The sequence below is a fragment of the Candidatus Profftella armatura genome (assembly GCF_000441555.1).
Lineage (GTDB): Bacteria > Pseudomonadota > Gammaproteobacteria > Burkholderiales > Burkholderiaceae > Profftella > Profftella armatura.
Window position 1 is genome coordinate 333,739 of the sequence record NC_021885.1, and the last position, 14,956, is coordinate 348,694.

The window sequence follows — 14,956 nt, forward strand, 5'->3', positions numbered from 1 at the left end:
TAAAAAATAATTTAAAATAAAAATAATTAATTAAATTTAATTTATAAACTTATAATTTATAAACTTATAAATCATAATTAAATCAATATATTTATTTAAAATTATTATGTTATATTTAATTTTTTATTATTAAAATTTTTTATTACATATTAGGATAATTTGTTCCACTTCCTCCCTCCGGAGTAATCCATTCAATATTTTGAGTAGGATCTTTTATATCACAAGTTTTACAATGAATACAATTTTGTGCATTAATTTGTAAATGTTGGATTTTATTTTTTTCTATTATAAATTCATATACACCAGCTGGACAATAACGAGCCTCAGGTCCCGCATAAATAGAAAAATTTATATGAATAGGTATTTTTTTATTTTTTAATATAAGATGTATCGGTTGATCTTCATCATGATTAATATTTGAAACATATATTGAAGAAAGTTTATCAAATGTTAATTTATTATCTGGGTTAGGATATTTTATAGGAATATGTTTTGAAGCAGGTTCAAGATAAGTGTAATCTGAATTTATATTATGTAATGTAAAAGGAAATTTTCCGGAAAATAATATTTGATCAATCCCTATTATTAACATACCAATATATAATCCTTTTTTCATTGCTGGTTTAAAATTACGAGCTTTATAAAGTTCTTTATATAACCAAGAAGCTTGAAAACTTGTTTTATATGTTATTAATTTATTAAATTTATTATTAGAACAAATCTTTTTAAATATCGAATCCGCCACTAATATACCGCTTTTTATTGAGGTATGTATACCTTTTATACGACTTACATTCATAAATCCTGCATTACAACCAATGAATGCTCCTCCATCAAAAATAAATTCTGGCAATGATTGCAACCCCCCAGTTGTTATAGTTCTCGCGCCATAAGAAATTCTTTTTCCACCTTTTAAAATTTTACATATTTTTGGATGAGTTTTATAACGTTGAAACTCCTCAAATGGAGATAAATAAGGATTTTTATAATCAAGAGAGATAATGTATCCAATAGAAATTTGATTATTTTCCATATGATATAAAAATCCACCACCGTAAGTTTTATAATCAAGAGGCCAACCAATTGTATGAATTACTAAACCCTTTTTATGTAATTTTGGGTTTATTGTCCAGAGTTCTTTAATTCCTAAACTATAAGTTTGTGGATCTTTTTTATTATCTAAATTAAATTTTTTAATTATTTGTTTACTGAGATGCCCTCTTGATCCTTCTGCAAATAATGTATATTTTGCATATAATTCTATTCCTAATTGAAAATTTTTTTTAATTATACCCTCTTTATTTATACCAAAATTATTAGTAGCAATCCCGCAAACATTATTTTTACTATCATATAAAATTTCAGATGCAGAAAAACCAGAAAAAATATCTATCCCCATATTTTCTGCTTTTTTACCCATCCAGCGAACTAAATCTGAAAGTGAGATAATATAATTACCGTGATTTTTAAAACAAATTGGCAGTATCCAAGATGGAATTTTGTATGATTTTTTTGAAGATAAAAATAAAAAACGTTCTTCTATAACAGGAGTATTGAATAATTTATTTAATTTTTCTTTTGGGAATAACTCGAAAATAGATCGTGGATCTATTATTGCTCCTGATAAAATATGTGCCCCAAGTTCACTTCCTTTTTCTAGTACACAGATTTTAATTTCTTTATTTTTTTTAATAGCTAATTGTTTAAGCCTGATTGCCGCAGAAAGCCCTGATGGGCCACCTCCAACTATAATCACATCATATTCAATAGATTCCCTAGGTCCATATTTATTAATTAAAGAATGATTTAATGAAGATATATAATTCATATTTTTACCTTAAAATATTTTATAATTAAAATCTTGCTAATATACGTATATCAGGACCAATTTTTTGTATTTCATGAAACTTTAATTTTATTTTTTTATCTAATGAATAATGAGGAGGTAAAGTAAACATATTATATGCTTCTCCAATCAAAATTGGGGATATATATAGCAACAATTCGTCTACACATCCTTCTAATATTAATGCGGTATTTAATTGATAACCAGCCTCAATATGAAGTTCATTAATTTTTCTTTTCCCTAATTCAATAATAACCGCTTGAAGATCAACTTTTCCTAAATTATTTGGTAATACAATAACTTCATGACCAAGATCTTCTAATATTTTTCTTTTCATTGGAAGGTCTGTAGCAGTAAATATACAACTACCACCTCCTTTTAAAACTCTAAAAAATGGGTCAATACGTAAATAACTATCAATTACAATACGATATGGTTGATGTGATGTTTTTATTGATCGTACATTTAACCGAGGATTATCTTTTAATACAGTTCCAATTCCCGTTAAAATAGCACAAGAGCGCGCTCGCCATATATGGCTGTCATTACGCGATTCTTTTGATGTAATCCATTGACTAGAATTATTATATAAAGAAGTTTTATTATCTAAGCTACTAGCTATTTTCATACGTACCCATGGTATTCCTCTTTGCATTCTTGAAAAAAAACCAATATTTATCTCGTATGCTTCTTTTTGCATCAATCCTTGTTTAACAGAAATCCCAGCCGAAATAAGTTGAGCCACTCCTTTTCCTGAAACTAGTGGATTAGGGTCATTGATCGCAATAATAACTTTTTTAATACCAGATTTAATTAAAGCCTCTGTACAAGGTGGGGTATAACCAAAATAACTACAAGGTTCAAGAGTAATATAAACAGTAGAATTATATACATCATAACCTTGCGCAGCTGCATTTAAAAGAGCATCAATTTCAGCATGATTCCCACCTGGACTTTTCGTATAACCACAAGAAATAATGCGTTTTTCTTTTACAATAACACACCCAACTCTAGGATTAGGAGAACTATTTATTGATAATTTAGCTTGTTGTAAAGCTAACGTCATTGCCATAAAGTCAATTGAATCAAAAAACATTATAAAAATAAATTATAACAATCAGTTATTATAATATTTATATTGCATTAGAAAATTAAAAAAAAGAAAAATTATAATTATAATTTTTCTTTAAATATATTTTAATTAATATTATATATAATAATATAATAAATATTTTTAAAAATAAAAATATATTTTATATACTTTATAAATTAATAATAAATATTATGAATAATATCGTTTATTTTAAAAAAAAATCTTCAAATAATTTAGTGATAAGAAGTTTAAAAAACGTATGGCATCCTTGTGCGCAAATAAAATATCCTGTAGAAAATAAAAGTAATTTTTATAAAATTCCATTGATTCCAATTAGTCATGGAAATGGTCCATGGTTAATTGATGTTTCAGGAAAACGTTATTTAGATGCTATTAGTTCTTGGTGGGTTAATCTTTTTGGTCATTCTAATTCTTATATTAATAAAGCATTAAAAAATCAACTTAATAAATTAGAACATGTAATGCTATCTAATTTAACGCATAAACCAGTAATAAAATTATCAGAAAAATTATCATCTCTTACTCAATATAAACTTGGACATTGTTTTTATGGCTCCGATGGAGCATCTGCCGTTGAAGTTGCTTTGAAAATGAGTTTTCATTATTGGTACAACAAAGGATTTTTAAATAAAAAAAAATTTATTTGTTTACAAAATAGTTATCATGGTGAAACATTAGGAGCTTTAGCGGTAACTAATATTCAGTCATTTAAAGAAATATATACGTCTTTATTAAACAAAACTTATATTATTACCACACCAGATTCAAGAAATATAAATAAAGGAAATAGTGCTAATGAAATAGCTAGATGTGCTATTTTTGATTTAGAAATTCTTTTAAAAAAAAATCACAATAAGATTGCTGCTATTATTATTGAACCATTAGTGCAATGTGCTGGTGGTATGATAATGTATGATTCAATATATTTAAAGTTAGTTCGTGAAATTTGTAATAATTACAATATTCATTTAATTGCAGATGAAATTGCGGTTGGATGCGGTCGAACTGGAAAATTTTTTGCTTGTGAGCATGCTGAAATTTGGCCGGATTTTCTTTGTTTATCAAAAGGTATTACAGGAGGTTATTTGCCTTTATCATTAGTAATGACTACTGATAAAATTTATAATTCAATTTATTATAAAAATAATATAAATATTTTTTTACATTCACATTCATATAGTGGAAATCCATTAGCTTGTTGCGCTGCATTAGCAACATTAGAAATTTTTAATAAAGATAACATATTACAACGAATTTCTCAGGACATGAAAAAAATTACAAAAGCACTTACTTCTTTAATAACACATCCTAAGATTATTAATTTTCGTCAAAAGGGAATGATCTGGGCATTTGATGTTATAATTGAAGACCCAGAACAAATAGAAACATTTTCTAAAAAATTTTTTGTTGCTGCTTTAAAAAATGAATTATTATTAAGACCGATTGGAAATACAGTTTATTTAATGCCTCCATATATTCTTAATAAAAATGAAATACAACATATGACATCAGCAATTTTTCAAACTTTTAATGAAGTAATTACATAAAAATAAAATTTTGAAATTTACACGTAAATTTCAAAAAAATATTTAACAATAGATTATAAATATTTAACTAAATAAGATTTTTTTTAAAAAATAAATAATATTAAAATATTTTAGATAATTTATTTTTAAATTTTTTATTAAAACAATGATTTATAATTCATATTTATAATTAATATGTCACTGAAAATTATTCAATCTTCTAAAGAATCTAATTCTATAAAAAAAAATAATGCTATTTCATCATCACAATCATTAATTTGGAAGCTTGATGAAGTAATTAATTTATTTAATTTACCATTTAATGATTTATTATTTCGCGCTCAAAAAGTACATAGAAAATATTTTGATGCCAATGAAATTGAATTAGCGGTACTATTATCTATAAAAACCGGAGGTTGTACAGAAGATTGTGGATATTGTCCTCAATCTACACATTATAATACAGAAATTACAGCTACAAAAATTTTATCTATAGAATCAGTTATTACCGCCGCTCAAAAAGCAAAATCAGATGGAGCTACTAGATTTTGCATGGGAGCAGCATGGAGAGAATTAAAAGACAGAGATTTAGATAACATTGAAAATATGATTTGTGAGGTTAAAAAAATAGGTTTAGAAACTTGTTTAACATTAGGTATGTTAAATGAAAATCAAGCATATCGTTTAAAAAAAGTTGGTTTGGATTATTATAATCATAATTTAGATACTTCTCCTAAATTATATGGAGATATTATTAGCACAAGAGATTATGAAAATAGACTTAATACACTTAAAAATGTGCGTAATGTAGGTATTAATATATGTTGCGGCGGTATAATAGGATTATCTGAGTCCAGAGATCAGCGTGCAGAATTAATTTTTCAATTAGCAAATTTAAATCCATATCCAGAATCAGTTCCTATTAATAATTTAGTACAAATTAAAGGAACTCCATTATATGGTTCTTCTATTTTAGATCCATTAGAATTTATACGAACTATAGCTGTCGCACGAATAACTATGCCAACTTCTAGGATAAGAATGTCAGCCGGTCGAAAAGAAATGGGGGAGACAACACAAGCTTTTTGTTTTTTAGCTGGAGCTAATTCAATTTTTTATGGCGATAAACTTTTAACTACTGATAATACAAAAACTAATGATGATAGTAAATTACTTAAAAAATTAGGAATAAATACTCGAAATATAAAAATTAAAATGAAAAATAATATAAAACAAATTTAGATTTAATAATAAAAAATTAATTATATTACTATTAAAATATATTTAATTATAATAAAATATATTTAGAATCAAAGATAAAAGGAAGTGTGGCCGAGAGGTTTAAGGCACCAGTCTTGAAAACTGGCAACAGGTAAAACCGGTTCGTGAGTTCGAATCTCACCACTTCCATATATTTTAAATAAAAATTTTTTAAATATTTTTAATAATCAATGAAATAAAAATAATTATTGAAATTAAATATAATTATTTTTATAATATAATTGTTGAAAATAAAAATATTAATTTTAAATTTAAATATAAATTAAGTCGCCCTGGTGGTGAAATGGTATACACAAGGGACTTAAAATCCCTCGCTAATAAATTAAAGCTTGCCGGTTCAAGTCCGGCCCAGGGCACCATTTATTATATAAATCAATACATTATATTCAATTACTTTTTCCAAATACATCTTCCATTTGAATGTTTATCTATCTTAGATAGAATCATATTATGTTCAACTAACTCATTGGAATTGGCTAATTTTATTGGAATATTATTTGGTATTTTTATTTTAGTTTCAATATTATTTGAATTATTAATTTTAGGTTTAAAATTTAAATTACTTTGACCTCTGGTCATTGCTAGATATACTTCCGCTAAAAGTTCTGCGTCAAGTAAACCGCCATGTAAAGTTCTATGTATTTTTGAAATATTATAGCGATCACATAATGCATCTAAAGAATTACGTTTTCCAGTATGTATTTTTCTTGCCATCAATAATGTATCAGTAATTCGATAAATATATTTTGTAAAATTTGAATAACCTAAAAGAGATAATTCCATATCCAAAAATCCAACATCAAATGCTGCGTTATGAATTATAATTTCAGAATTAGAAACATAATTTAAAAAATTATCTACAATTTCTGAAAATTTTGATTTATTTTTAAGAAATTTTGTTGTTAAACCATGTATAGCTAAAGCACTTTTTTCGGAATCTCTACCGGGGTTAATATAATAATGTAAATTATTTCCAGTAATTTGACGATTTTTAATTTCTACGCATCCAATTTCAATAATACGATGACCATCAATAATATTTAATCCTGTTGTTTCTATATCTAAAACAATATGACGATGCATTTTATAAAAAAAATTATTTAATAATATTGATTAACAATTTAAAAAAATATTTTTAAATTTTAATAAATTGAGTTAGAAATAAAATGTGGTGGAGGTTATCGGAATTGAACCGATGACATCCTGCTTGCAAAGCAGGTGCTCTACCAACTGAGCTAAACCCCCATTCATATATATAGGTCTGATTGGACTCGAACCAACGACTACCGCGTTATCAACACGGTGCTCTACCAACTGAGCTACAGACCTAAAATTTAAATATATAATAACATTATAATACTAAAATTATTTTTTGTATCGTTTTAACAAAATATTTTTTAAAAATTTTTTTAATTTTTATAAATAAATTTTAAAAAATAAATTATTTTTAAATTTACATAAATCTAAATACTTTTAACTTCATAAATCTATACATATAATCCTCTTGTTTTGTGTGCTTGCAAAACTCTCGTACAACCTATTATAAACGCAGCGGTACGTAATGATACTTTTTTTGTGTTAGCTAATTCCCATATAGCATTAAATGCATTACATATAATATTATTTAATCTTAAATTAATTTCTTGTTCTGTCCATAATAAATTAGAAAGATTTTGTACCCACTCAAAATAACTAACAATTACACCTCCGGCATTAGTAATAACGTCTGGCGCTAATATTATTCCTTTATCTCGCAAAATATCATCCGCTTCTGTTGTTGTTGGTCCATTAGCTCCTTCTAATATAATTTTTGCTGTAACATTATTTGCATTATTAATGGTAATTTGATCTTCAATCGCAGCTGGAATCAATATGTCACATGGAATAGACCAAAATTCTTTAGAATCATTAATTTTTTCACCCTCATTAAAATCTTTTATACTTCTTGTGAAAGTAACATATTTTTGTAACTTAGGTATATTAAATCCATTTGGATTATAAATTGTTGTTTTATCATCCTGTATTGCCACAATTTTTGCGCCAGCTTTAAAAAAAAGATTTGCCGCAACACTACCTACATTACCAAACCCTTGTATAGAAATTTTAGAGTTAATAATATTTAAATTTATTTTAGAAGCAATTTTACTACCAATAATAAATACACCGCGCCCAGTTGCTTTTTGTCTACCAAAACTACCCCCAATAGAGATTGGTTTGCCTGTAACAATACCTGGTATAGTGTAATTTTTTTTTGTTGAATAAGTATCCATCATCCATGACATAATCTGCATATCAGTTCCAACATCAGGCGCTGGTATATCTTTATTTAATCCAATTATAGAGCTAATTTCATTAGTATAACGACGTGTTAATCGCATTAATTCATTATTTGATAAATTTTTTGGATTAACACGAATTCCTCCCTTTGCTCCGCCATAAGGTATATTAACCGCAGCATTTTTTATTGTCATCCAGCCAGATAAAGCAATTATTTCAGATAATGTAACATCCGGATGAAAACGTACCCCACCTTTTCCGGGACCACGTAATATATTATGTTGCACACGATATCCTTCGTAATGAAAAACTTCTCCATTATCATGCTCAATTGGAACATCTACTATTAAAATTTTTTTTGGATGTTTCAATATCTCTATCCAGCGAGATAGAGAACCAAGATATGGGGTAACACGATCAATTTGCTGTAAATAAACACCCCATGGCCCAAGATCATTTTGTGAAAGATAAGATGGTCTAGAATTATCTGTAAATTTAGACATTTTGATAATATCCTTTTTAATTGATAGTATATTAATAATTTAAAATTATTACAATAATTTAAAATATTTTAAAATAGTCATGTAAAAATAAAAAATTTATTTTTAAAATTATAATTATATTTGTGATTATACTAATAATTAGTACAATGAAAAATTTTTTAAATTCATATTTTTTTATCAATAAAATAAATAATAATTTTTTAAAAATTAATACAATATTAACTTCTATTAAATTTTGTTTAACTAAAAAAGTTAATGGAATTAGACTTGATAAAGCGCTATCATTAATATTAAATCAATATTCGCGAAATTGCATTCAAAAATGGATAAAATTAAAACAGATATTAATTAATAATAAAACAGCAGAAGCTGATATGATTATTTCTGGATATGAGTTAATTATTATTAAACCTAAAAAAAATTTTTTTTTAAACAAAACAGAAAAAAAAGTAATAAAATTAGATATAATTTATGAAGATAATGAAATTATTATTCTTAATAAGTCAGCTGGGTTGGTAGTTCATCCGGCAATTGGTAATTTATCTGGAACATTATTTGATAATCTTTTAGAAATTTATCCATTTTTAATAAATGTTCCTAGAGCGGGTATTGTACATCGTTTAGATAAGAATAGTAGCGGATTAATGGTTGTTGCTAAATCAATAAAATCATATATACATCTTGTTAATCAATTAAAAATGCACATTGTTCAAAGAAAATATTTAGCAATGGTTTGGGGTATTCCAAAATTAAATGGAATGATTAATGCAGCAATAATGCGAAATCCACATAATCGTATTAAAATGACTGTTTCTAAAAATTTTAATGCTAAACCAGCTTTAACTTATTATGAAAGATTAGCGACTGGGATAATTAATAAAAAACATATTAGTTTAATTCGCTGTAATTTAAAAACAGGAAGAACTCATCAAATTAGAGTACACATGCAATGGTTAGGACATGGAATAGTTGGAGATAATCTTTATGGTAAAAAATATTCAAAATCATTAATATTTAATAGACAGGCATTACATGCTTATAAATTAGGATTAATACATCCAAAAAATAATTTAAAATTAAAATGGAGAATCAATCTTCCAGATGATATTTCTAAATTAATTACATTTTCTGGTATAAAATGGATTTAATATTTCCTATAATAAAAAAATTTTTTTTAAATATTTTTAAAAATATCAATTTTAAAAAAATTTTATAAATTAAAATTGATTTTTATATTTTTTTATAATTATTTCTGTTTCTCTTTTTATATCACGTTCGCGTTCTTTTCGACGTTTATCATATTGTTTTTTTCCTTTAGCAAGAGCTATTTCGCATTTTATTCTATTTTTTACAAAATATAATTTAGATGGAATTAAAGTGTATCCAGATTTTTTAACCTTTCCAGTTAATTTTTTAATTTCAGTTGCATGCAATAATAATTTTCGTGTTCTAATTGTGTCATAACTAATATCTGTAAAAACATTTAAATTAGATAAAATACTAATATGTGCGCCTAACAAAAATATTTCATTATCACGAATAATGATATATGATTCTTTTAAATGAACATGTTTTGCCCGTATTGATTTAACTTCCCATCCTTTTAGGACAATGCCAGCTTCATAATAATCTTCTAGAAAATAATTAAATAATGCTTTTTTATTATTTGTAATTATCATACTTGTTATAAGTATATTTTAAAAAATTTGATAATATATTTTATTAGAATTAAAATTAAACGTTAATTTATTTAATTTTAATAAATAAATATAAAAAACAACTAAATCATATTCAAATTAATAATTTTAGTACTTGTCAATTCTAATTAATAACATATGAGTAAATTAATTTATGTTCAAATTTGTTATGCTGATTTACAATTACAAATTTTGTATGAATTATATGTGACAAATCAAACTTCTATACAAACAGCAATTCTTCAAAGTAATATTTTACATAAAATTAGTAAAATTAATTCAATTAATTTAAAAGTAGGTATTTATGGAAAATTAAAAAAATTAGATACAATATTACGTAATAATGATAGAATTGAAATTTATCGTCCATTGATCATTAATTCAAAAAATTACATTATCGCAAAATAATTAATAATTCTTAATTATATTAAAAATTTTAATATTAATTAAATTTTGTTCACCGTTATATTGGTGAACAATTAATATAAAATTTAAATAATTATTTTTCAAAAAAATAAAAAATTTATTTTGATAAAGCATCTATTACACACAATGCAGTCATATTTACAATTCTTCTTACTGTCGCTGATGATGTTAAAATATGAATCGGTTTTGAACAACCTAATAAAATAGGGCCAATTGCAACACCATTACCAGATGTTATTTTTAATAAATTATAAGCTATATTTGCAGATTCAATATTTGGTAACACCAAAAGATTAGCATCTCCAGTTAATTTAGAATTTGGTATTTGTTTGTGTAATAATTCATTATTTAGAGCGTAATTTCCATTCATTTCTCCATCAATTTCTAATTCTGGCATTTGTTTTTGTATTAATTTTAATGCTGTCCTCATTTTATGAGCTGAAATATTATTATTTGAACCAAAATTTGAATTAGATAAAAGAGCAACACGAGGTTTTAAGCCAAGAGAAAACATTTTTTTTGCTGCTAGAATTGTAATTTCTGATAATTCTTCTGCGTTTGGATTTTCATTAATATGTGTATCAACCAACATTAGTTGCCGATCCATAAGAATTAAATTACTCATTGCTGCATATATATTTGTTTTATTTTTTTTGCCTATTATTTGATCGATATAATTTAAATGTAATTTGGTAGAACCAAGAATACCACAAATCATTCCATCAGCATTTCCTTTATGAATAGCCATAGCGCCTATTAATGTATTACATTTTCTCATTTTTAATTGAGCATATTGCTCAATCATACCCTTACGATTTGTCATAGATAAATAAGTTTTCCAGTAATCCTTATACTGTTTATTAAAATCAGGATCTATTATTTCAAAATGTATTCCGGGTTTTATTCGTAATCTAAGTTTTTTGATATGTTGTTCTAAAATTTTTGTACGTCCAATTAAAATAGGAAAAGCCAAATTTTCATCAATAACCACTTGTATAGCGCGTAGTATTTTTTCCTCTTCTCCTTCCGAATAAATAATTCTTTTAATATTTTTTTGTGCTTTTTTAGCTATCTGAAAAATAGGATTCATAAAAGCACTACTACGGTAAACAAATTTTTGTAAATGATTTGTATAAATTTCTATATCTTTAATTGGTTTAGTGGCAACACCAGATTTTTCGGCAGCAATTGCAACAGCTGGAGCAATTTTAATCATTAAACGAGGATCAAATGGCTTTGGAATAATACATTCTGATCCAAATGTCATATTAGTAATTCCATAAGTTGTATTAACAATATCAGATTGTTCTATTTGAGCTAAATCAGCAATTGCATGTACTGCTGCAATTTCCATTTCCCGTGTAATAGTTGTAGCCCCAGAATCTAGTGCTCCACGAAAAATATAAGGAAAGCATAATACATTATTTACTTGATTAGGATAATCAGAACGACCTGTAGCAATAATTGCATCATTTCTAACAGATTTAATATCTTCTGGTAAGATTTCTGGTAATGGATTAGCTAACGCTAATATTATAGGATTTTTTGCCATTTGTAATACCATTTCTTTTTTTAATACTCCAGATACTGATAATCCAAGAAAAATATCTGCATTAGGAATAATATCAGATAATGTTCGAGCTGTAGTATCTTTTATAAAACGAGCCTTATTTGAATCCATTAATTCAGACCGTCCCTTATAAAGAACTCCAGCTAAATCTGTAACAAAAATATTTTGTAATGGAAAACCAAGATCAATAATTAAATCAAGACAAGCTAATGCTGCAGCACCTGCTCCAGAAACCACTAATTTACAATCTTTCATTTTTTTTTTAACTAATTTTAATCCATTTAAAATAGCTGATCCAACGATAATAGCAGTCCCATGTTGATCATCATGAAATACTGGTATTTTCATATGATTACGTAATTTTTTTTCAATATAGAAACATTCTGGAGCTTTAATATCTTCTAGATTAATACCACCAAAAGTTGGTTCTAATGAAAATATAATATCACATAATTTGTCTGGATCTGTTTCATTTATTTCAAGATCAAAAACATCAATTCCGGCAAATTTTTTAAATAATACTGCTTTTCCTTCCATTACTGGCTTAGATGCTAATGGACCAATATTTCCCATTCCTAAAACAGCTGTTCCATTAGTTATTACTGCAACTAAATTTCCTTTAGTAGTGTATTTAAATACATTATTTGAATTAGATACAATTTCTTCGCAAGCAGAGGCCACGCCCGGAGAATATGCTAATGCTAAATCATCTTGATTACTAAGTTGTTTACTTGGAATAACACTAATTTTTCCTGGGATAGGGAATTCATGATACTCTAAAGCGGATTGATGTGATTTTTTACAAAAATTTTTTTTAAAATTAATCATTATAATATATTTTATTAGTTAATATTTTATGAAAATAAATAATTTAATTTTTATGAAATTGTGTAAATTTATTACACAATAATTGTTTTAAGTCAGTAATTTAATTACAAAAAAATTTGAAAAAAATTCTATAAAATATATTTATAGTCAAAATATATTTTTTAAATTTTTGAATAGATAATAAAAAATATTATTTTTATTATTTTATATTTTTACTTTCTAATTTTAATAAATTATTATTTAAGATAAATAAAAATAGATAAAATAGTAATAAAATTAAATTATATAAAATTTTTTAAAATTTGAAGAAAATTTTACTTTATTTAAGTATATCACATTTTATTTTAAAAAATTAATTGCTCGTTAATATAGATCTTATTATCAAAGATCTTATGTATTATTATAATGTTTATTTAGTTTTTATATTCTATTAATTTTTTAATTAATTTTTGAAAATTTTAATCTTATGAGTACTTTAAGAATATATAATTCATTTTCTCGTAAAAAACAAATATTTTATCCAATAACACCAGGAAAAGTAGGTTTGTATGTATGTGGTATTACTGCTTATGATTATTGTCATCTCGGTCACGCAAGATTAATGATTGTATTTGATATAGTGCAACGCTGGTTACGTATTAATAATTATGACGTAACATATGTACGTAATATTACTGATATTGATGATAAAATTATTGCCTGCGCTAAAAAAAATAATGAATCAATTAAAACATTAACTTCTCGTTTTATTAAAGCAGCTCAAGAAGATTCTTTATTACTTCATATTCAACCTCCAGATTATCAACCTTGCGCAACTAACTATATACCACAAATATTAAAAATGATTGAAAAATTAATTTTTAATGGATTGGCTTATCAAAATAATAATGGAAAAATTAATGGAGATGTAAATTATTCTGTTCGTAATTTTTTAAATTATGGAAAGTTATCTGGTAGATTAATTTCTTCTAATTTTAATAAAATTAATGAAAAAAATAATTTTAAAAAAGATCCATTAGATTTTGCTCTTTGGAAAGTTTCCAAAAATAATGATCCTTATGAAATTAGATGGAATTCTAAATGGGGGGCAGGTCGCCCCGGATGGCATATCGAATGCTCTGCTATGTCCTGTTATTTATTAGGATCACATTTTGATATTCATGGCGGAGGACAAGATTTAAAATTCCCGCATCATGAAAATGAAATTGCTCAATCTGAAGGAGCATATAAACATAAATTTGTTAACTATTGGATGCATAGCGGTTTTGTTAAAATAAATAATAAGAAAATGTCAAAATCATTTGGTAATTTTTGTACAATTCGTGATTTATTAAAAAAATATAATCCAGAAGTAATAAGATTTTTTATCTTACGATCACATTATCGTAGTACAATAAATTATTCAGAAATTTATTTAAATTATGCTAAAAAAAGTTTGATTCGATTATATTTAGCGATAAAAGATATACCAAAAATAAATTATAAAAAAATTATTGATTTAAATGAACCTCATGCAAAACGTTTTATAATAGCTATGAATGATGATTTTAATACTCCGGTTGCAATTTCCATATTATTTGATTTAGCTAATATAATTAATAAAAATAAATCTATAAAAATGGCTAAACAATTACGAGGATTAGGTAATTGGTTAGGGTTATTGGAATATTCATCAGATGAATTCTTAAAAAATAATATTTATACTGAAAGGAAAAAAAATGTAAATTATTCTGAAAACGATATTAAATTAAAAATTTATTTTAGATCAGAAGCTAGAAAAAGAAAAAATTTTTTAGAGGCAGATAAAATACGTCAAGAATTAGTTAATAATGGAATTATTTTAGAAGATATGCCTAATGGTAAAACAGAATGGAGAAGAATTTAACTA

At 25.1% G+C, this 14,956-nt stretch carries 11 protein-coding genes and 4 tRNA genes; 7 read left to right on the top strand and 8 right to left on the bottom strand.

The window, feature by feature from the left end; translation table 11 throughout:
• Positions 1 to 142 precede the first annotated feature (142 nt).
• Both SSDC_RS01380 and ribD read right to left on the bottom strand, forming a co-directional pair.
• Positions 143 to 1,828 carry an electron transfer flavoprotein-ubiquinone oxidoreductase gene (locus tag SSDC_RS01380; RefSeq protein WP_020915532.1) on the bottom strand — a complete coding sequence of 562 codons (1,686 nt, stop codon included), beginning with the start codon at positions 1,826 to 1,828 and terminating at the stop codon, positions 143 to 145.
• 25 nt (positions 1,829 to 1,853) lie between these two features.
• Positions 1,854 to 2,942, bottom strand: a complete 1,089-nt coding sequence (gene ribD / locus SSDC_RS01385; protein WP_020915533.1) for a bifunctional diaminohydroxyphosphoribosylaminopyrimidine deaminase/5-amino-6-(5-phosphoribosylamino)uracil reductase RibD — start codon at positions 2,940 to 2,942, stop codon at positions 1,854 to 1,856.
• A 188-nt stretch (positions 2,943 to 3,130) separates the two neighbouring features.
• On the opposite strand from ribD, the gene bioA reads away from it, so the two are divergent.
• The 4 genes from bioA (at position 3,131) to SSDC_RS01405 (ending at position 6,126) form a co-directional block, all read left to right on the top strand.
• Positions 3,131 to 4,507: an adenosylmethionine--8-amino-7-oxononanoate transaminase gene (bioA, locus tag SSDC_RS01390; RefSeq protein ID WP_020915534.1), complete on the top strand. Its 1,377-nt coding sequence runs from the start codon at positions 3,131 to 3,133 to the stop codon at positions 4,505 to 4,507.
• 174 nt (positions 4,508 to 4,681) lie between these two features.
• Positions 4,682 to 5,728, top strand: coding sequence for a biotin synthase BioB (gene bioB, locus SSDC_RS01395; protein WP_020915535.1), 1,047 nt, complete (start codon positions 4,682 to 4,684; stop codon positions 5,726 to 5,728).
• Between the two features lie 80 nt (positions 5,729 to 5,808).
• Positions 5,809 to 5,896: transfer RNA gene (locus tag SSDC_RS01400), tRNA-Ser, on the top strand.
• Between the two features lie 140 nt (positions 5,897 to 6,036).
• Positions 6,037 to 6,126, top strand: a tRNA-Leu gene (locus SSDC_RS01405).
• A gap of 31 nt (positions 6,127 to 6,157) precedes the next feature.
• Here the strand turns inward: SSDC_RS01405 and dnaQ are convergent.
• The 4 genes from dnaQ to SSDC_RS01425 form a co-directional block, all read right to left on the bottom strand.
• On the bottom strand, positions 6,158 to 6,850 hold the full coding sequence (gene dnaQ / locus SSDC_RS01410) for a DNA polymerase III subunit epsilon (RefSeq protein ID WP_020915536.1): 693 nt from the start codon (positions 6,848 to 6,850) through the stop codon (positions 6,158 to 6,160).
• 86 nt (positions 6,851 to 6,936) lie between these two features.
• A tRNA-Ala gene (locus SSDC_RS01415) sits at positions 6,937 to 7,012 on the bottom strand.
• A gap of 11 nt (positions 7,013 to 7,023) precedes the next feature.
• Positions 7,024 to 7,096 (bottom strand) — tRNA-Ile (locus SSDC_RS01420).
• Between the two features lie 158 nt (positions 7,097 to 7,254).
• Positions 7,255 to 8,547 (bottom strand): Glu/Leu/Phe/Val family dehydrogenase, encoded by a 1,293-nt coding sequence (locus SSDC_RS01425; protein WP_020915537.1) that lies wholly within the window; start codon positions 8,545 to 8,547, stop codon positions 7,255 to 7,257.
• A 146-nt stretch (positions 8,548 to 8,693) separates the two neighbouring features.
• Here SSDC_RS01425 and SSDC_RS01430 point away from each other — a divergent pair, with 146 nt between their 5' ends.
• Positions 8,694 to 9,695 carry an RluA family pseudouridine synthase gene (locus tag SSDC_RS01430; protein ID WP_020915538.1) on the top strand — a complete coding sequence of 334 codons (1,002 nt, stop codon included), beginning with the start codon at positions 8,694 to 8,696 and terminating at the stop codon, positions 9,693 to 9,695.
• Positions 9,696 to 9,764: 69 nt separating this feature from the next.
• On the opposite strand, the gene smpB is transcribed toward SSDC_RS01430, so the two are convergent.
• The gene (gene smpB, locus SSDC_RS01435) at positions 9,765 to 10,226 is read right to left on the bottom strand and encodes an SsrA-binding protein SmpB (protein WP_020915539.1); all 462 of its coding nucleotides are present in this window, start codon (positions 10,224 to 10,226) and stop codon (positions 9,765 to 9,767) included.
• A gap of 156 nt (positions 10,227 to 10,382) precedes the next feature.
• Here smpB and SSDC_RS01440 point away from each other — a divergent pair, with 156 nt between their 5' ends.
• Positions 10,383 to 10,652, top strand: a complete 270-nt coding sequence (locus SSDC_RS01440) for an RnfH family protein (RefSeq protein ID WP_020915540.1) — start codon at positions 10,383 to 10,385, stop codon at positions 10,650 to 10,652.
• A gap of 115 nt (positions 10,653 to 10,767) precedes the next feature.
• Here the strand turns inward: SSDC_RS01440 and SSDC_RS01445 are convergent, their stop codons facing one another.
• On the bottom strand, positions 10,768 to 13,068 hold the full coding sequence (locus SSDC_RS01445) for an NADP-dependent malic enzyme (protein ID WP_020915541.1): 2,301 nt from the start codon (positions 13,066 to 13,068) through the stop codon (positions 10,768 to 10,770).
• A 466-nt stretch (positions 13,069 to 13,534) separates the two neighbouring features.
• Here SSDC_RS01445 and cysS point away from each other — a divergent pair, with 466 nt between their 5' ends.
• Positions 13,535 to 14,953 carry a cysteine--tRNA ligase gene (cysS, locus tag SSDC_RS01450; RefSeq protein WP_020915542.1) on the top strand — a complete coding sequence of 473 codons (1,419 nt, stop codon included), beginning with the start codon at positions 13,535 to 13,537 and terminating at the stop codon, positions 14,951 to 14,953.
• The last annotated feature ends 3 nt before the right edge of the window (positions 14,954 to 14,956 follow it).

What these genes read in the sequence shown, in the direction of transcription:
- SSDC_RS01380 (WP_020915532.1), bottom strand. Translation starts at nt 1,828, where the DNA reads ATGAATTATATATCTTCATTAAATCATTCTTTAATTAATAAATATGGA.
- ribD (WP_020915533.1), bottom strand. Translation starts at nt 2,942, where the DNA reads ATGTTTTTTGATTCAATTGACTTTATGGCAATGACGTTAGCTTTACAA.
- bioA (WP_020915534.1), top strand. Translation starts at nt 3,131, where the DNA reads ATGAATAATATCGTTTATTTTAAAAAAAAATCTTCAAATAATTTAGTG.
- bioB (WP_020915535.1), top strand. Translation starts at nt 4,682, where the DNA reads ATGTCACTGAAAATTATTCAATCTTCTAAAGAATCTAATTCTATAAAA.
- dnaQ (WP_020915536.1), bottom strand. Translation starts at nt 6,850, where the DNA reads ATGCATCGTCATATTGTTTTAGATATAGAAACAACAGGATTAAATATT.
- SSDC_RS01425 (WP_020915537.1), bottom strand. Translation starts at nt 8,547, where the DNA reads ATGTCTAAATTTACAGATAATTCTAGACCATCTTATCTTTCACAAAAT.
- SSDC_RS01430 (WP_020915538.1), top strand. Translation starts at nt 8,694, where the DNA reads ATGAAAAATTTTTTAAATTCATATTTTTTTATCAATAAAATAAATAAT.
- smpB (WP_020915539.1), bottom strand. Translation starts at nt 10,226, where the DNA reads ATGATAATTACAAATAATAAAAAAGCATTATTTAATTATTTTCTAGAA.
- SSDC_RS01440 (WP_020915540.1), top strand. Translation starts at nt 10,383, where the DNA reads ATGAGTAAATTAATTTATGTTCAAATTTGTTATGCTGATTTACAATTA.
- SSDC_RS01445 (WP_020915541.1), bottom strand. Translation starts at nt 13,068, where the DNA reads ATGATTAATTTTAAAAAAAATTTTTGTAAAAAATCACATCAATCCGCT.
- cysS (WP_020915542.1), top strand. Translation starts at nt 13,535, where the DNA reads ATGAGTACTTTAAGAATATATAATTCATTTTCTCGTAAAAAACAAATA.